The 18,804-nt window shown below is 44.3% G+C and carries 12 protein-coding genes and 6 tRNA genes; 12 read left to right on the plus strand and 6 right to left on the minus strand.

Going from position 1 to position 18,804, the window contains the following annotated elements; translation table 11 throughout:
* The first annotated feature begins 45 nt into the window (after positions 1 to 45).
* Positions 46 to 136 (plus strand) — tRNA-Ser (locus AC3CIA_RS00145).
* Between the two features lie 125 nt (positions 137 to 261).
* Here the strand turns inward: AC3CIA_RS00145 and ilvY are convergent.
* The gene (gene ilvY, locus AC3CIA_RS00150; protein WP_488518308.1) at positions 262 to 1,152 is read right to left on the minus strand and encodes an HTH-type transcriptional activator IlvY; all 891 of its coding nucleotides are present in this window, start codon (positions 1,150 to 1,152) and stop codon (positions 262 to 264) included.
* A gap of 146 nt (positions 1,153 to 1,298) precedes the next feature.
* On the opposite strand from ilvY, the gene ilvC reads away from it, so the two are divergent.
* A complete protein-coding gene (gene ilvC, locus AC3CIA_RS00155; protein WP_054548023.1) occupies positions 1,299 to 2,783 on the plus strand; it encodes a ketol-acid reductoisomerase in 1,485 nt (494 codons plus the stop codon).
* A gap of 274 nt (positions 2,784 to 3,057) precedes the next feature.
* Here ilvC and ubiK read toward each other — a convergent pair whose 3' ends face one another.
* From ubiK to AC3CIA_RS00175, 4 genes are all read right to left on the minus strand, one after another.
* Positions 3,058 to 3,309 carry a ubiquinone biosynthesis accessory factor UbiK gene (gene ubiK, locus AC3CIA_RS00160; RefSeq protein ID WP_102454224.1) on the minus strand — a complete coding sequence of 84 codons (252 nt, stop codon included), beginning with the start codon at positions 3,307 to 3,309 and terminating at the stop codon, positions 3,058 to 3,060.
* 119 nt (positions 3,310 to 3,428) lie between these two features.
* Complete coding sequence (locus AC3CIA_RS00165) at positions 3,429 to 6,551, minus strand: multidrug efflux RND transporter permease subunit (protein ID WP_488518309.1); 3,123 nt, start codon at positions 6,549 to 6,551, stop codon at positions 3,429 to 3,431.
* Between the two features lie 11 nt (positions 6,552 to 6,562).
* Positions 6,563 to 7,669 (minus strand): efflux RND transporter periplasmic adaptor subunit, encoded by a 1,107-nt coding sequence (locus AC3CIA_RS00170; protein ID WP_065207387.1) that lies wholly within the window; start codon positions 7,667 to 7,669, stop codon positions 6,563 to 6,565.
* 18 nt (positions 7,670 to 7,687) lie between these two features.
* Positions 7,688 to 8,269 carry a TetR/AcrR family transcriptional regulator gene (locus AC3CIA_RS00175; RefSeq protein ID WP_488518863.1) on the minus strand — a complete coding sequence of 194 codons (582 nt, stop codon included), beginning with the start codon at positions 8,267 to 8,269 and terminating at the stop codon, positions 7,688 to 7,690.
* 180 nt (positions 8,270 to 8,449) lie between these two features.
* Here AC3CIA_RS00175 and rep point away from each other — a divergent pair, with 180 nt between their 5' ends.
* Positions 8,450 to 10,468: a DNA helicase Rep gene (gene rep / locus AC3CIA_RS00180; protein WP_488518310.1), complete on the plus strand. Its 2,019-nt coding sequence runs from the start codon at positions 8,450 to 8,452 to the stop codon at positions 10,466 to 10,468.
* Positions 10,469 to 10,563: 95 nt separating this feature from the next.
* Here the strand turns inward: rep and AC3CIA_RS00185 are convergent, their stop codons facing one another.
* Complete coding sequence (locus tag AC3CIA_RS00185) at positions 10,564 to 10,977, minus strand: c-type cytochrome (RefSeq protein ID WP_054548019.1); 414 nt, start codon at positions 10,975 to 10,977, stop codon at positions 10,564 to 10,566.
* A 296-nt stretch (positions 10,978 to 11,273) separates the two neighbouring features.
* Between AC3CIA_RS00185 and AC3CIA_RS00190 the strand changes: the two genes are divergently transcribed.
* The 9 genes from AC3CIA_RS00190 (at position 11,274) to AC3CIA_RS00230 (ending at position 18,699) form a co-directional block, all read left to right on the plus strand.
* A tRNA-Arg gene (locus AC3CIA_RS00190) sits at positions 11,274 to 11,350 on the plus strand.
* Positions 11,351 to 11,399: 49 nt separating this feature from the next.
* Positions 11,400 to 11,475, plus strand: a tRNA-His gene (locus AC3CIA_RS00195).
* 77 nt (positions 11,476 to 11,552) lie between these two features.
* Positions 11,553 to 11,629: transfer RNA gene (locus AC3CIA_RS00200), tRNA-Pro, on the plus strand.
* A 44-nt stretch (positions 11,630 to 11,673) separates the two neighbouring features.
* Positions 11,674 to 11,749, plus strand: a tRNA-His gene (locus AC3CIA_RS00205).
* Between the two features lie 55 nt (positions 11,750 to 11,804).
* A tRNA-Pro gene (locus AC3CIA_RS00210) sits at positions 11,805 to 11,881 on the plus strand.
* 1,343 nt (positions 11,882 to 13,224) lie between these two features.
* Positions 13,225 to 14,952, plus strand: coding sequence for a dipeptide ABC transporter ATP-binding protein (locus AC3CIA_RS00215; RefSeq protein ID WP_004735537.1), 1,728 nt, complete (start codon positions 13,225 to 13,227; stop codon positions 14,950 to 14,952).
* Positions 14,953 to 15,046: 94 nt separating this feature from the next.
* Positions 15,047 to 16,600 carry an ABC transporter substrate-binding protein gene (locus AC3CIA_RS00220; RefSeq protein ID WP_054548018.1) on the plus strand — a complete coding sequence of 518 codons (1,554 nt, stop codon included), beginning with the start codon at positions 15,047 to 15,049 and terminating at the stop codon, positions 16,598 to 16,600.
* A gap of 180 nt (positions 16,601 to 16,780) precedes the next feature.
* Complete coding sequence (locus AC3CIA_RS00225; RefSeq protein WP_004735540.1) at positions 16,781 to 17,758, plus strand: ABC transporter permease; 978 nt, start codon at positions 16,781 to 16,783, stop codon at positions 17,756 to 17,758.
* 2 nt (positions 17,759 to 17,760) lie between these two features.
* Complete coding sequence (locus AC3CIA_RS00230; RefSeq protein WP_004735541.1) at positions 17,761 to 18,699, plus strand: ABC transporter permease; 939 nt, start codon at positions 17,761 to 17,763, stop codon at positions 18,697 to 18,699.
* Positions 18,700 to 18,804: the final 105 nt, after the last annotated feature.

The raw sequence follows: 18,804 nt of genomic DNA on the forward strand, positions 1-18,804 counted from the left end.
TGTAACAACATCTACAGTGTACTAATCTGTTGATGACAATTTGTTGGAGGGATGGCTGAGTGGTCGAAAGCACCGGTCTTGAAAACCGGCAACCGTTAATAGCGGTTCTAGGGTTCAAATCCCTATCCCTCCACCACCATTGAAAAGCCCGCTGAGAAATCAGCGGGCTTTTTTCATATTTGTCGTTTAGAAAAACAAAAAAGAGCACTAACGTGCTCTTTATCTGTAACTCCACACCGGCTTGTTATCACTTATAGATAACTAGTCTTGGAGGTATTTATCTTCAGCTACCTGCCAAAATGCTCTAATTAACGGATTTTCTAACTGCGATCGCTTACAGCACACTCCCAATTCAAACGGCTTGATTGGCTCTATTTTTAAGCGGTCGACTTTATCTCTCACAGGGCTGTTGTTGATTACAACGTCTGGCGCGATACCAACCCCACAACCAAGAGCAACCATACTTACGATCGCTTCATGACCTGATACCTGAGCGTAAATGTTGGGCTTTATCTTCATCTTTTTGAACCACGCGTTCGCACGTTCTCGTGCAGTACCTGCTTCTGGGATGATAAAAGGTACTTCATTCCAGTTTGGTTTATCTGATTGCAGCTGCTGGCTAAAACTACTCACACCGGATGGGATGATGACTGACAGTGGTATATCGCTGATGGTTTCGAATTCTAATCTTGAGGGAAGAATGTCTGGCTTCGCTGAGATAGCAATATCTGCTTCATCATTTAAAATCTTGTCGATGGATTGAGCCGGATCGCCTGTAGAGAGCTTAAATTCAATGTACGGATGAATAGCTCTGAATTCGGTTATGAGCTCGGGTAGGTGGCTGTAGCTAGCCGTTACCGAGCAAAATATGCGAATCTCACCTTTAAGTTCTTGCTCACCACCTTTCAGGTGAAGATTGTATTGCTGCCACTCTCCAACGATGCTTAATGCTACTGGCAATAGGTGCTTTCCTGCTGGAGTGAGATCAACACTGCGGTTATCTCTAATAAGCAATTCTTGCCCCGTTTCTTCTTCAAGCTTTTGTACCTGACGACTAAGTGCTGAAGGACTGACGTGCATAGCAGCAGCGGTTTTGCTGAAACTCTTGCTATCACATAAATGTATAAATAATTGTAGAGATTTTATGTTCATGTTTTGCGATCGTTTCCATGTTGCATTTATTGCAATAACTAATTGTGAATATATCACTTTCAGCAACGGAGTGTCTGTTTTAGTATGAAGTCATTCGATAGAGAGATATCGACCTTACGGACTTATTTTTAAAGGAGTGCCCTAGAATGGCTAACTATTTCAATACATTAAACCTTCGTGAACAACTAGACCAATTAGGTCGTTGCCGCTTCATGGATCGTGAAGAATTCACGACAGAAGCTGAATATCTTGAAGGTAAGAAAATCGTAATTGTTGGTTGTGGTGCTCAAGGCCTAAACCAAGGTCTGAACATGCGTGATTCTGGCTTAGACGTATCTTACGCTCTACGCCAAGCGGCAATTGATGAAAAGCGTCAATCATTCAAAAACGCTGATGAAAACGGCTTTGTTGTGGGTAGTTACGAAACGCTAATCCCTCAAGCAGATCTAGTTATCAACCTTACTCCAGACAAGCAACATACAAACGTTGTTGAAACAGTAATGCCTCTAATGAAGCAAGGCGCTGCTCTTGGTTATTCTCATGGCTTTAACGTTGTTGAAGAAGGCATGCAATTACGTTCTGACCTTACGGTTGTTATGGTTGCGCCTAAGTGTCCTGGTTCTGAAGTACGTGAAGAGTACAAGCGTGGCTTCGGTGTACCAACACTGATCGCTGTTCACCCAGAAAATGACCCTAAAGGCGAAGGTTGGGATATCGCTAAAGCTTGGGCTGCTGGTACTGGCGGTCACCGTGCAGGTTGCCTAGAGTCTTCTTTCGTAGCTGAAGTTAAATCTGATCTTATGGGTGAGCAAACTATTCTTTGTGGCATGCTTCAAGCGGGTTCTATCGTATCTTACGAGAAGATGATTGCTGACGGTATTGAACCAGGTTATGCAGGTAAACTTCTACAATATGGTTGGGAAACGATCACTGAAGCACTTAAGTTCGGTGGCGTAACTCATATGATGGACCGTCTATCTAACCCAGCTAAAGTTAAAGCGTTTGAGCTTTCTGAAGAGCTAAAAGATCTAATGCGTCCGCTTTACAACAAGCACATGGATGACATCATCTCTGGCCACTTCTCTAGCACTATGATGGCTGACTGGGCGAACGATGACGTGAACCTACTAGGCTGGCGTGAAGAGACAGGTGAAACTGCATTCGAAAACTACCCAACTTCTGACGTAGAAATCTCAGAGCAAGAGTACTTCGATAACGGTATCCTAATGGTTGCTATGGTTCGTGCTGGTGTTGAGCTAGCATTCGAAGCTATGACAGCATCTGGCATCATCGATGAGTCTGCTTACTACGAGTCTCTACATGAGCTTCCACTAATCGCAAACACAGTTGCTCGTAAGCGTCTTTACGAAATGAACGTTGTAATCTCTGATACAGCTGAGTACGGTAACTACCTATTCGCAAACGTAGCAACACCACTACTACGCGAGCAGTTCATGCCTTCAGTTGCAACTGACGTAATCGGTCGCGGTCTAGGTGAAACATCTAACCAAGTAGATAACGCGAAGCTAATTGAAGTAAACGAAGCTATCCGTAACCACCCTGTAGAGTACATTGGTGAAGAGCTACGTAGCTACATGAGCGACATGAAGCGTATCGCTGTAGGCGGTTAATTAGTCGCTTAGATACTGATAAATTTGCAGAAAAAGCGAAGCAGTATCACCAACTCTTTACAGGTCGGAGTTATAAATAAGCAACACAACATCTAATAAAAAGGCTTGGTCGCCGTTGACCAAGCCTTTTTGCTTTTAGTAACAAAGTCTTAAAAATCAATCAAATGAACATTGTTTGATCAATCTTCGTCGACTTTTAGTTCTTGATTGATCTTCAGAAATACAAAAGGGTTGGTGTTTTCACACCAACCCTTTCAGTTTTCTTGCTTTACGCTTACTTGTCGGCAATCTTTGCTTCTAAGTTCGTTAGCTTTTGTTCCATTTCAGTCAGCTTTTGGCGAGTGCGCAGTAGTACTTGTGTTTGAACATCAAATTCTTCACGGCTTACAACGTCTAGCTTGTTCAGTTGGCCTTGGATAACCTGACGAACTTTTTGATCTACGTCTGAACCAAGCTCTTTTACTGGTTGAGGCATAGAATCGTGGATCTGCTTAGCAATCTGCTCTAGTTTTTTTGGATCAAACATATCAATTAAAACTCCTGAATATTTATCACTATTCTATTTAATCACACTTGAGATGTCGCCTATGGCGTACAAAAAAAGGCCACCGAAGTAGCCTTTTTATTGTTATTACGACTTAGTGATTACTTATTATCAGCTAATTCTCTGTGCGCTGCTTTTGCTTCATCGACGCGAGCTAGCTTTTCTAGGTCTTTGTCTTCAACAAATACAGGTAGAGGTTTGTGTTTTTCAGCCAAGTAGCTGTAAATCACTGGCAGTACAAATAGCGTGAAGATAGTACCAATCGCTAGACCAGCAACGATTACGATACCAATACTAAAGCGCTGAGCTGCACCCGCACCGCTTGCGTACATCAGTGGGATTAGACCCGCGATCATAGCAGCTGTTGTCATCAGGATTGGACGAAGACGAACCTTTGCAGCTTCCATTACCGCTTCGATACGAGTCTTGTGATGATGCAACTGTTCTTCTTTTGCAACTTCACAGATCAAGATACCGTGCTTGGTAATTAGGCCGACCAAGGTGATCAAACCTACTTGCGAGTAGATGTTCATCGTTGCCGCGCCCCAAGCCAGAGCGATTAGGGCACCACAGATCGCCAGTGGTACAGATACCATGATAACTAATGGATCTTTCAGGGATTCGAATTGAATCGCCAGTACCAAGAAGATGATAGCCAGTGCTAGACCAAAGGTCGCGTAAAGTGCGCTACCTTCAGTTACGTATTGGCGTGCTTCACCCATGTAATCGTGGTTGTAGCCACTTGGAAGCTTATTCGCCGCCGTGTCTTCAAACCATGCAATTGCATCACCCATTGCAGCGCCTGGAGCAGGTACCGCACCAATCGTCGCAGAGTTCAATTGGTTGAAGTGAGGAAGAGAGCGAGGCTCTGCCACAACATCAATCGTGATCAAACTTCCTAGTGGTACAGCATTACCGTCCGCAGCTCGTACGTAGTAGTTATTCATCGACTCTGGGTTCAAACGGAATTTACGTTCAACTTGAGGAATGACCTCGTAAGAACGGCCATTCAAGTCGATACGGTTTACGTAGCCATCTGACATCATGGTACCGAGTGTGATACCGATATCTTGCATGGTCACGCCGTATGCGCCCGCTTTATCCTTGTCAATGTTGATCTTCATGGTTGCTGAGTCGTAGTTCAGGTCGAGATCTGAATACACGAACAGTGGATTTGAAGAGACATCAGCCAGAATGTCTGTGGTGATTTGGAACAAGCTTTCAAAGCTGTTTGGCGTTGTAATGACAAACTGAATTGGAAGACCTGAACCGGCACCTGGTAGTTCTGGCATTTGGAATGCAGTTACTGCCATTCCTGGAACGTCTTTCACCAAATTACCAACGCGGTTTGCTACGTCTGATTGGCTTGCTTCACGTTCGCTCCAAGGCACCATAGATGCGATACCAAATGCTTGGTTTGCATTAGGCACACCTGTAAATACCTGCGCGTAAGCTACTTCTGGCTGATCAGACAGAATCTTGTTTACGTCGTTCATGGTGTTTTGCATGAAGTCTAAGTTCGCATTCGACGGTGCTGTACCCATCAACATGATTACACCTTTATCTTCTGAAGGCGCTAACTCACTAGGGATGAACTTGAATAACAGTGGCAAACTTGCAAATACGATGATAGCGAAGCCAATGAAGACTGGACGATGCTGCATTACCGCACCAAGCATACGCTCGTAACGGTTAGTCATGCCATCCAGCACGCTATGAACTTTCTGCTCAAACTTACTCGGCTCAGCGTGAGCTTTTAGCATTTTTGAACACATCATTGGCGATAGCGTTAGTGCCACGATACCCGAAACAAAAACTGAACCGGCTAGGGTTAACGCAAACTCTTTAAATAGCGAGCCTGTGATACCACCCATCATCGCGATTGGAGCGTATACCGCGCCTAGCGTTAATGTCATTGCAATAACAGGGATCGCAATTTCACGAGTACCGATAATTGCTGCTCGGAAAGGTGATTCCCCGAGCTTGATATGCCGGTCGACGTTCTCTAGTACTACGATTGCATCATCTACTACCAGGCCGATGGCGAGTACCATAGCCAATAGCGTCATCAGGTTCCAAGAGAAGCCCATTGCCTGCATCACCATTGCCACACCAATCAAAGACAGTGGGATAGTAACGATAGGGATCAGTACCGCTCGGAATGAACCTAAGAACAAGGTAATTACGATCAATACGATTAATGCTGCTTCAAGAATGGTTTTAATAACCTCTTGAATTGATTCGTTAATCGCAATGGTTGAATCGTACATTACGTTCATAGAGATATTGCTTGGTAGGTTCTTCTCTAATTGAGGAAGAAGCTCAAGTACATCTGCAGCGATGTTGATTGGGTTAGCACTTGGTGCCGCGTTAATAGCTGCAACAACCGCTTCTTGACCATTAGCACTTGCGCGGTAAATGTCGTGGCTTTTCTCTAGAGAAACCTTAGCGATGTCGGATAGGCGAATGATCTCACCTTCACCGCTCTTCACTACTAGGTTTTCTAATTCTTCAGTGTTTGATACCTGAGTATCTGCACTGCCGTTGTAAAGCACGAACTCACCGGTCGCTTGACCTGTCGCTGATTGGTAGTTGTTAGCGTTCAGTACCGTCATCACATCAGATGCAGTTAGGCTAACCGCCGCCATTTTTGATGGGTCTAGCCATACGCGCAGTGCGTATTTCATACCACCATATAGGTCAACTTTGGATACACCATTTACCGTAAATAGCTGCGGGTTGATTACACGCTCTAGATAATCAGTAATTTGGCTCGACACCAACTCGTCACTGGTAAAGCCAATGTAGAGTACCGCTGTCGTTGAACCCGTAGACATAGTTACGGTTGGATCTTCGGCTTCTTTAGGAAGCTGAGACCGTACCGAGTTTGTCTTGGCCAGTATGTCTGACAACGCCGCATTCGGGTCGGTGTTCAGCTTCATGTTTACGGTAATCGTAGAACTACCAAGTACAGAAGAAGAAGTCATATAGTCGATATTATCCGCTTGAGCCACAGCCTGTTCGAGGGGCTGGGTGATAAAGCCTTGGATAAGATCGGCACTTGCACCGTAGTAACTCGTGGTTACGGTTACGACGGTATTCGTCATTTCAGGGTATTCACGCACCTGCATTTTGAAGATTGCTTGTAAGCCAAGCAGAGCAATCAAAAAGCTGATGGATACCGCTAGAACTGGACGTTTAATAAAAACATCAGTAAAGCGCATTGTGCCTCCAGTTACAGCTTAGGTGTTTCAGATGGTGGAGTGATTGCATCACTTTCAACAACCTTAACTTTGGCACCGTTACTTAGACGTACTTGGCCAGAAGTTACAACTGTATCACCGGCTTTAACGCCTTCAAGGATGTGTGCGATCTCTGCGGTACGCTCACCTACTTTTACAACATGTTGAGCAACACGTTGAACGCCGTCTTCTTCCGTCAGGATGTAAACATTGTCACCATATAGAGTGAAAGTAATCGCTGTTTGAGGCAAGGTTACTTGGTTCTCTAGCTTAGGTAGAATGATGTTAGCGCGAGCGAACATGCCGCTACGAAGTTGGCCATCATTGTTTGGAATATCCGCTTGAACTTGAATAAGACCACTTTGGATACTTACAGCTGGTTCAATGGCACTGATAGAGCCTTCAAACGGTTTCTCTGGGTAAGCATCAACAAAGATGTCGATAGCCTGACCAACATTGATACGAGAGATATCTGTTTGAGATACCGTAAAGCGTAGGCGCATCACGCTGGTATCTTCTAAACGAACGATATCTGTACCTGATTGCAGGTATTGACCTAGGTACACGTTACGAATACCCACTTTGCCATCGAAAGGAGCACGAATTTCACGGCGTTCGATAGATGCTTTTAGGCTTTCAATATCAGCAGATAGAGAGTAGTAGTTTGCTTCTGCTTCATCGTATGCTTCTTTTGAAATAGAACCTTTCTTATACAGGCCTTGGTAGCGTTTGTATTTTGCTTTTGCCGCAGGCAGGCGAGCTTCAGAACTCTTTAGATTTGCCTTTTCTACGCCAGAATCAAGGCGAACAAGAAGTTGGTCATTTTTAACATCAGTACCAGAACCAAAAGAGATTTGGTCAATAACACCGCTGGTTTCATTTGCTAGCGTGACACCTTGGTTAGGTTCGATGAAGCCGATAGCTTCAATTACTGGAACCCAGTCGATCGGCTGAACTTCAGTAACCGTTACTGGAAACTCTGGTTCAGGGCGGTTGGCCATATACTCAGCAATTTTTTGTTGTTTGAACATGTTGAACCCAATAACGCTGCCGAAAAGAAGTACAGCGATGAGTAACATGAAGAAAGTCCACTTTTTCATTATGGTCAAAACTCCGATCTAGTGTTTAATTATTGCATCCCAACTGGCTTCTATTGCAGATTCTAGTTCTGCCTCGTCGAGTTGGTAAAATCCTAAAGAATGCTTTCGCGCTAGAGATACGCTAGCCGCTAAGCTCAAGCCACCTAATACTTCGTTATTAAGTGGTTTAAACAGTCCTTGCTCTTTACCTTCATTAAATAACAGCTCAACTTGGGCAAACATTTCACGTTCTAGTTCCCTGAAGTTTAGGCTATTTTTGATGGGTAGAGAGTCATACTGAACCCGGTTTTTTATCGCGGCTAAGTTCGTTCCTGCTAAGTTCCATATGTTTAACCACATAGTACGATAGCGTTGCTTAATTGGATCCGAATCATTAACCCCTTCTTGAACAGCATCTGCTACCCGTTGAGTCACGAGCACTCGAACATCATCGATCAAGTGGTCTTTATCGTCGAAGTAGCGGTAGATAGTGCCTGCAGCCACTCCTGCTTCTTTTGCTAATTTTTGCATTGAAAGGCCTTGAAAACCGACCTCTGCAATGAGCTTTTCAGCGGCAGAAAGTATTTGTTGGCGTTTATCCTGAGGTACATGAGTTGTCATTATGCCATCACCAATGAATGAACGTTCATTCATTATAGCCCAAGAACCATACACATGTGCAACAAAGTTTTACACAAACGCCGTAAAAATCTTGTATAAGAGAACGTAGCATTCGTGCTATTGCAGCATTATTATAGGCGCGCAATTGAATTCGCCCCTCTAGACCAAATTGAGAATCAAATGAGACTGAACCCAAGACAAGATGAAGCCGTGAAGTATGTTTCTGGCCCCTGCTTAGTATTAGCGGGCGCTGGATCGGGTAAAACACGTGTTATCACCAACAAGATTGCTTACTTGGTTCAAGAGTGTGGCTACAAGGCTCGTAATATTGCAGCGGTAACCTTTACCAATAAAGCGGCACGTGAGATGAAAGAGCGTGTAGGGCAGAGCTTAGGGAAAAATGAATCGAAAGGGTTGATCGTTTCTACGTTTCATACCATGGGGCTAACTATCATTCGCCGCGAGTACAAAGCTCTGGGCCTTAAAGCGGGCTTCTCGCTGTTTGATGACCAAGATCAGTTAGCTCTACTTAAAGAACTAACCGAAACACAGATCGATGGTGATAAGGATCTGCTGCGTTCTTTGATGAGTACAATCTCAAATTGGAAGAATGACATGCTGACGCCAGATCAAGCGAAAGTAAGAGCTCAAGGCGAACAAGAACAGCTTTTTGCATTCTGTTTTGAGATGTATCAGAAACAGATGAAGGCATACAACGCGCTCGATTTTGATGATCTGATTGCGATGCCGGTATTGTTACTGAAAACCAATCAAGAAGTCCGTGAGCGCTGGCAGTCTCGCATTCGCTATTTACTGGTCGATGAGTATCAAGATACCAACACCAGCCAATATGAGTTGGTTCGTTTATTAGTGGGAGAACGTGGTCGCTTAACGGTAGTAGGTGACGATGACCAATCTATCTATTCATGGCGTGGTGCAAAACCGCAAAACTTGGTGTTGCTGGGTGAGGACTATCCGAATCTTCGCTTGATCAAACTCGAGCAAAACTATCGCTCAACCAGTCGAATATTACGTGCGGCGAATATCTTGATCGCTAATAACCCTCACGTCTATGAGAAGTCACTGTTCTCTGAAATTCCGGACGGTGAAAAACTCAAGGTATTGAATGCTAAGAATGAAGAGCATGAAGCTGAGCGTATTACCGGCGAGATCATCGCCCACAAGTTTTTGAATCGCACAGAATACAAAGATTACGCAGTGCTTTACCGAGGTAATCACCAGTCGCGCTTGATTGAAAAAGCCCTGATGCAGAACCGTGTACCTTACAAGATCTCTGGCGGTACATCTTTCTTCGCTAGAGCTGAGATTAAAGACATCATGGCTTACCTACGTGTGTTGGTGAACCCTGATGATGACAACGCCTTCCTGCGTATTGTGAATACGCCGCGTCGTGAGATCGGCCCTGTTACGCTTGAAAAATTAGGCAGCTACGCCAACATGCGCGGTAAAAGTCTGTTTGAAGCCAGCTTCGAAATGGGTTTAGAGCAAACGCTGACGGGCCGTGGTTTGGAAAACCTGCGTCGTTTCAGCGATTGGATTGTTCGTATCTCGGATAATGCTGAACGTGGTAATACAGTTGAGGCGGTTCGTTCTTTGGTTCGTGACATTAATTACGAAGATTGGCTCTACGAAACCTCTCCAAGCCCGAAAGCCGCTGAAATGCGAATGAAGAACGTATCTGATCTTTATAGCTGGATTGTGGCTGACCTCGAAGGTGACAACTATGATAAAGAAGAGAAGACGCTACGAGAGGTTGTTCAACGTTTAACTTTACGCGACATGATGGAGCGCGGGGAAGATAATGACGATGCAGACCAAGTTCAACTAATGACATTGCACGCTTCGAAAGGCCTAGAGTTTCCGTATGTATTCTTGATGGGGGCCGAAGAGGGCATCTTGCCACACCAAACCAGTGTTGATGAAGGTAATGTAGAAGAAGAGCGTCGTCTTATGTACGTAGGGATTACGCGAGCGCAGAAAGAGCTGACTTTTACTAAGTGTCGTGAACGTCGTCAGTACGGTGAATTGATTAAGCCAACACAAAGCCGCTTCCTTGACGAGTTGCCGCATGATGATGTGGAGTGGGAAAGCGTTAAGAAACCACAATCCGCTGAAGAAAGAATGGAAAAAGGACAGGCACACATTGCTAATATTCGTGCGATGTTCAACAAAAAGTAGCGTCTGGTTCTGAAAGCATTAAATAGAGACAAATAAAAAGGTGACCATAGGGTCACCTTTTTTGAATTGGGTATTTTTAATTACAGATCGGTAAATTACAGACCAGCAATCATGTGCTCGATAGCATCTTTGATTTCGTCGTCTGAGCAGTCCATACATGAACCTTTCGCTGGCATTGCATTAAAGCCGTTGATTGCGTGGTTAGCTAGGATATCGCGACCTTGAGCAATACGAGGTCCCCAATCACCAGCATCACCTGTTTTAGGTGCGCCACTTACGCCAGATGCGTGACAAGCGATACAAAAGGTACCGTAAACTGTTGCGCCATCACGAGGGCCTGTTGGTTCTGCGGCTACTGGTTCGCTGCCGACTAGGTAAACTTGACCAACTGGTTTGATGCGTTCAGCAATTGCATCTTGCTCTGCTTCGCTAAGGCCTGAAGCCATTGCGCCAGTTGAAAAGGTTAAAACTGCGATGACAACGCTTAAAATTCGACGAGACATATCCATTAAACTCACTTTACATTCCCAAGGTAAGTACGTGCTTACCAATTTATAGTGTTGGAGGGTGTTTTGGCTTAACCAGCAAAGAGCAACTGTTAAACCAATGTAAATAATGGGTGATTATATCCCGATAAGTTGTTGCAATAAACAACAACTTATAAGCTGTGGCGGGTTGTAGTACTCAAATAAGGGGTTTATCACATATTAACTGTCGAAAAAGAGACCAAACAGAAAAAAAAGTTAAAAAAGTACTAGACGGCATTGGGTGATATACGTATTATTCCACTCCGCCGACAGGGCATGCGCCTGTAGCTCAGCTGGATAGAGCGTTGGCCTCCGGAGCCAAAGGCCGAAGGTTCGAATCCTTTCAGGCGCGCCATCCGGTCTCTTACTTCGGTAAGTGAGAAATTGGCAAAAAAGAAATAATGGTGGCTATAGCTCAGTTGGTAGAGCCCTGGATTGTGATTCCGGTGGTCGCGAGTTCGAATCTCGTTAGCCACCCCATTCTTTCTTTACAAAATATCGGTAGCTTCGGCTTCCAGTGTTGATTCATTCTTCCCAAGAATCGATACAAAATTAGTCGGTGAATAGCGCAGCTTGGTAGCGCATCTGGTTTGGGACCAGAGGGTCGGGGGTTCGAATCCCTCTTCACCGACCACTATTTCAATAATCGCTTTTAAGCGGTTATATAAAAAATTAGTGGTGGCTATAGCTCAGTTGGTAGAGCCCTGGATTGTGATTCCGGTGGTCGCGAGTTCGAATCTCGTTAGCCACCCCATTAATTTTGGTAGCTTCTTTGAAGTTCCCAGTTTGAGAAATCAAACAAAACGTCTCGGTGAATAGCGCAGCTTGGTAGCGCATCTGGTTTGGGACCAGAGGGTCGGGGGTTCGAATCCCTCTTCACCGACCACCTTAAGAAGCCTCGTCAGAAATGACGGGGCTTTTTTACGCCTGGAATTTAGATAATTTGAGACCAGAGGGTCGTGGGCTGGATCGCCAGTCCGATCAAATCCCTCTTCACCGACCACCTTAAGAAAGCTCATCAGAAATGATGAGCTTTTTTTCTATCTGGAGAAAAGATAATGGTGTATTCGGGGGCTGGAAGCCCAGTCGCATCAAATCCTTCTTTACCGACCACCTTTAAGAAAGCTCATCAGAAATGATGAGCTTTTTTTCATCTGTAGATCACTAGGCTGGAACCCTAGTGGGGTTCGTCTGATGTTCAAAGAATCTCTCTTCACCGACTACATTAAGAAGCCTCAGTCGAAATACTGGGGCTTTTTTGCATCTGGGATTTATTTAATTTGGGACCAGAAGGCCGTGGACTTGCCGCCAAGCTGATAGATCGCCAGCTCGGTGGTTCGTCAGGCCGCAGGAAGCGCTTCCGCGCCGAATCTCTCTTTATTTACCACAATAGAGATTTCAGTCGAAAGGTTGGGATTTTTGACATCTGTCGTTTCAGTTATTCTTGATTTTGAATACTGAGAGCCTAAATATTTCAACGCCTTGCTTGATGTAGCCTTGGTAAAATCCATATTCTATATAAGGCGATCTCTTGCCTTTTTTCTAGATTATCGCGCCTTTCTAGAGGTGTCTGCTTTATTAAATGAGCTGATCGATATCTAATTTTATATAAAATTCACCGCCAATCATTCGACAAATTAATAGGTTTGGTCTAAAGATTTCTATGAAAAGTGAAATTTGACGCTAAATATGTTCCCTAAGGTCTGTATTTGACAGTTTTCTTTACATCAAGTCGCTCAAAATCGTCTCCATTTTAGTAAGTCTTTCGTTTCACTGGTTGGTATTCGCTGAAATGATGTGAGGGGTAATATATATGGCCAATATGCCTTCATCTGGTTGTTTTGTTTGCTTAAATGATAAAAATTAGCGTTTGTTTCTATAGTGTTAATTGTTTTTTGGAATAATTATTTGTTTTTAGTGACTGGTAGTGAGATCTGCTTTTAACCATAGGTTTAACTCTACAAGTAAGTGGTAGTAAGGGATTTGTGAGTATTTATTATCGACAATAGAATGTTGATTTTTATTACTATATGCTCTCTGGGTGAATAGTTATGTGGTGCTTTTGCTTGTTAAGCGTTTAATGTCGACTTTTTATCCTATTTTTGTTGCTTTTCTGTGAATTATTTGCCAAATTGTCAACCGTATAAAATATCAGAACAATATTCTGGTAAGAATGGATTCAATTTTGCAGACAGGGCAGAGAGCTGCCAAAGCAGTAGAGGTCTGGTAATGTCACTTTTAGAAGTAAAAAATCTTCGTATCGAATACCCATCTCGTCATGGAGTTCACGCAGCAGTAAAATCGCTTTCGTTCAACATTGAACGTGGTGAGATTGTTGGCGTTGTAGGGGAGTCTGGTGCCGGTAAATCAACAGTAGGCAATGCTGTGATCGATCTACTGAGCCCTCCTGGTCGCATTGCTAGCGGCGAGGTATTTTTGGATGGCGAAAAAGTCTCTGGCCTATCTCCTGAACAGATGCGTTCTGTTCGCGGCTCAAAGATTGGTTTTATCTTCCAAGACCCAATGACTTCTCTTAACCCTCTATTCACAGTAGAGCAGCAGTTAAAAGAAACGATTCATGCCAACATGAAGGTTTCGGATCAAGAAGCTTACCAACGCTCATTAGACTTGATGAACCAAGTTGGTATTCCGCAACCAGAAAACCGTTTAAAGCAGTACCCACACCAATTCTCTGGCGGTATGCGTCAGCGTGTTGTTATCGCGATCGCATTGGCAGGTGAACCTGACTTAATCATCGCAGATGAACCAACAACCGCACTGGATGTGTCTATCCAAGACCAGATTTTGGGTTTAATTCGCGACCTATGTATTAAGAAGAACGTAGGTTGTATGTTGGTTACGCACGACATGGGTGTCGTATCTAACGTTACCGATCGCGTAGCGGTTATGTATCGTGGTGATTTAGTTGAGTTTGGCCCGACGGCGAAAGTCCTTGGTACTCCTGAACACCCTTACACGCACAGTCTTATCTCAGCGGTTCCGCGTTCAGATCGTAAACTCGATCGTTTCCCTCTTGTGAGCTACATCGAAGAAGCGCACGAGATGGAACCACTTGATGTGAAAAACCACTGGTTAGGTCAAAGCCAAGATCACCGTGATTACACTGGCCCGTTGTTGAATGTTGAAAACGTCAACTTACGCTTTACCACCAAGGATTCTTTCTTTGAGAGTCGTCGTGAGTACGTTCAGGCGTCAAACAACGTGAGTTTTGAAGTACACGAAGGTGAAACTTTTGGTCTTGTGGGTGAATCTGGTTCGGGTAAATCAACGATTGCTCGTGTGATTGCTGGCTTGTACGCACCCAACTCAGGCAAAGTGACCTTTGAAGGTATTGACCTTACTGGGCTTAAGTCTGAGAAAGAGCGTCGCCCAATGCGTCGCCAAATGCAGATGGTGTTCCAAAACCCATACACATCAATGAACCCTCGAATGAAGATCTTCGACATCATTGCTGAACCGATCCGATTCCATAAGCTTACGCGCAACGAGAATGAAACTCGTCAGATCGTTCACGACCTGCTAGAGCACGTTGGTTTAGGCAAGATGGCTGGAGTTAAATACCCACACGAATTCTCAGGTGGCCAACGTCAGCGTATTTCTATCGCTCGCGCCTTGGCAACTCGCCCACGTCTTCTGATTTGTGATGAACCTACGTCGGCGTTGGATGTGTCGGTACAGGCTCAGATTCTTAACCTATTAAAAGACTTACAAGACGAGCTCAACCTAACCATGCTGTTCATCAGTCACGATTTACCAGTTATTCGTCAAATGTGTGATCGTGTTGGTGTGATGCAAATGGGAGAGCTATTGGAAGTAGCGCCAACAGAGCAGTTGTTCCAATCGCCTCAGCATGAATACAGCAAACACCTAATTTCTTTAATGCCTGAATTTACGGGTTTAAGAGAAGAAAAAGCAGTGGCAAAAGCCGCGATATAAAAATCAGCAGGCTGGAATTTGGCTTGCTAAAAACAATAAACAGACGCAAATACAACAACTAGGGATCTGGATTCCCGCATGAAGGAGTTATGCAATGAAAACCATGAAAAGCAAATTAGCAGTAGCTTTAATGGCAGCTGGCCTAAGCTTTAGTGCAGCAGCAGCAGATATTACCGTTGGCTACGCAGCTGACCCGGTATCACTTGACCCGCACGAGCAGCTGTCTGGTGGCACACTGCAAATGTCTCACATGGTGTTTGACCCTCTAGTACGTTTCACTCAAGAGATGGATTTTGAAGGCCGCCTAGCATCTAGCTGGGAGCGTGTTGATGATACGACTTTCCGTTTTAACCTACGTAAAGGTGTGAAATTCCACTCTGGTAACGAACTGACTGCTGATGATGTTGTGTGGACTTTTGAACGTCTACAAGCTTCTCCAGACTTTAAGTCTATCTTCACGCCATACGAAAAAATGGTAAAAGTGGATGACTACACAGTTGAGCTAGTATCAAAAGCGGCTTACCCACTAGTACTACAAACAGCAACTTACATCTTCCCAATGGACAGCAAGTTTTACTCTGGTCAAACAGCGGAAGGTAATGATAAATCTGAGCTAGTTAAGCACGGTAACTCGTTCGCTTCGACTAACGTTTCAGGTACTGGCCCATTCATCGTAACTCAACGTGAGCAAGGCGTTAAAGTAACGTTCGAGCGTTTCAACGATTACTGGGACACAGAAACTGAAGGTAACGTAGACAAGCTAACACTTGTGCCAATCAAAGAAGATGCAACGCGTGTAGCAGCACTTCTTTCTGGTGACGTGGATATGATTCACCCAGTAGCACCAAATGATCACAAGCGTGTTAAAAACGCTAAGAACATCGATCTAGTAACGCTACCTGGTACTCGTATCATTACGTTCCAAATGAACCAAAACAGCAACGAAGCACTGAAAGATGTGCGCGTTCGTCAAGCAATCGTTCATGCGATTAACAATGAAGGTATTGTTAAGAAAATCATGAAAGGTTTCGCGACAGCTGCTGGTCAGCAAAGCCCAACAGGCTACGCGGGTCACAACGAAGATCTAGTTCCTCGTTACGATCTGAAAAAAGCGAAAGAGCTGATGAAAGAAGCGGGCTACGAAGATGGCTTTACACTAACTATGGCAGCGCCTAACAACCGTTACGTGAACGATGCGAAAGTAGCGCAAGCGTCTGCGGCAATGCTGTCTAAGATTGGTATCAAAGTTGATCTTAAGACGATGCCTAAAGCACAGTACTGGCCTGAGTTTGACCTATGTTCAGCAGACATGATGATGATCGGCTGGCACTCAGATACAGAAGATTCAGCTAACTTCAACGAGTTCCTAACGATGACTCGTAACGAAGAGACTGGCCGTGGTCAATACAACTGTTCTGGTTACTCAAACCCAGAAATGGATGCGATTGTAGAAGCTTCTAACACTGAAACTGACCCTGTTAAGCGTTCTAAGATGCTGAAAGGCGTTGAAGCAACACTTTACAACGACGCAGTATTCGTACCTCTACACTGGCAAAGTGAAGCGTGGGGCGCGAAATCTAACGTAGGTGCAGCAGACGTAGTAAACCCAATGGTTATGCCTTACTTCGGCGACCTAGTTGTAAAATAATCTAGCTTGCTAGAATCGAGAGCCTGAAGCTTTCAGGCTCTCAATATTATTAAGATATAGATTTAAGTTTCGGTATTTGGTCTTCCTTCAGTCTGGCTAAATACCTTTTTTAAGACTGAATTTTTTGTTGTCTAGTCGCGGATTTCGATTAGACAGTCATGGATAGATAAGGGGCAAGGAATGGTTACGTTTCTGGTCAAGCGCCTGTTTCAGGCACTGATAGTGATGTTTGTGATCAGTTTGGTGGCGTTTGCCATTCAGGATAACCTGGGCGACCCGTTACGTGAGTTAGTCGGTCAATCTGTTTCAGAGGCGGAGCGTCAAGCGCTACGCGATGAACTCGGCTTAAATGATCCCTTCGTTACAAAATATACTCGCTTTATAGGCGCAGCCCTACAAGGTGATCTTGGTACTTCATATTTCTTTAAACGCCCTGCTGTGGACGTAATTTTAGACAAATTGGTCGCGACGCTTGAACTTGTGTTCGGTGCTTCTCTGATTATTGTTTGTCTGTCGATTCCATTAGGCGTTTATTCTGCAATACACCCAAAAAGTTTCTTCACTAAATTGGTCATGGCGGGTAGTAGTATCGGCATCTCGGTACCTGTTTTCTTAACTGCAATCATGCTGATGTATGTGTTCTCTATTGAGCTAGGTTGGCTACCGTCATTTGGACGTGGTGATACTGCAAACTGGTTTGGTTGGGAGTCTGGCTTCTTAACGCTTGATGGCCTTGCACACTTGGTATTGCCGAGCATTGCACTGGCATCTATCATGCTGCCTCTGTTTATTCGTCTAGTTCGTTCTGAAATGCTAGAAGTTCTAAGTTCTGAATACATTAAGTTTGGTAAAGCGAAAGGCCTAGCGCTAAACAAAATCTATTACCAACACGCATTGAAAAACACCATGCTACCGGTTCTTACTGTTGGTGGTGTTCAGATTGGTACTATGGTGGCATACACTATTCTTACTGAAACGGTTTTCCAGTGGCCCGGCACAGGTTTCTTATTTTTAGAAGCGATCAACCGTGTAGATACACCGCTGATTACCGCATACGTTATTTTTGTTGGTCTTATTTTCGTAGTGACTAACACGATTGTTGATTTGCTTTACGGTGTTATCAACCCAACCGTTAACATCACAGGGAAAGGAGCATAATCATGGAACAGACATCGACAGTGCCGTCTCGCTGGGAACGTTTTAAGCAATCAGACATTGTGTATTACTTCTTACGCGACAAAGTGGCCATGGTGAGTTTCGCCATTTTCTCAATCTTCTTAGTGATGGCACTAGCAGCACCTATTCTAGCGCCAACAGACCCGTACGACGTGACATCGATTGATATCATGGATTCAGAGCTGCCACCATCATGGATGGAAGACGGTGAAGAACGTTTCTTGCTCGGAACGGATGAGCAAGGCCGCGATATTTTATCTACCATGCTTTACGGTTCGCGCTTATCACTGACCATTGGTTTCTTAGCGGTAGGCCTACAACTGACGCTTGGTATCATCATTGGCTTGTCTGCGGGTTATTTCGGTGGCCGTATTGATAGCTTCTTGATGCGTTTCGCTGATGTTCAGCTTTCGTTCTCAACCATGATGGTTGCGATCATTGTCTCGGCTATCTTTAAGGCTAGCTTCGGCAGTGACTTCTATGCGCAATATGCCGTTGTTATGCTGGTGGTGATCATCGGTATTGCTGAATGGCCGCAGTATGCTCGTACAATTCGCGCATCGGTATTGGCTGAGAAGAAGAAAGAATACGTAGAAGCGGCACGTGTGATGGGCTTTAGAGCGCCTCGCATCATGTTCCGTCATATTCTGCCTAACTGTTTATCTCCAATTTTGGTTATCTCTACGGTACAGGTGGCAAATGCCATCATGTCAGAAGCGGCACTTTCTTTCCTAGGTTTAGGTCTTCCGGTAGACCAACCGTCACTGGGTGCTCTGATCAGTACAGGTTTTAACTACATTTTCTCAGGAGCATGGTGGATCACAGCATTCCCAGGTGTGCTTTTGGTAACATTGGTTCTAGTTATTAACCTATTAGGCGACTGGTTACGTGACGTGTTTAACCCTAAAATTTATAAAGGGTGATAGCTCTGATTGATTTTTAGATAAAAAAGTCACTAAATTAAGAGCCGTAAGCAATTACGGCTCTTTTTTTGCTTAATGGATCTGGAACTTAGTATCATTGATAGT

The sequence above is a fragment of the Vibrio sp. QJM3NY_27 genome (genome assembly GCF_057785955.1).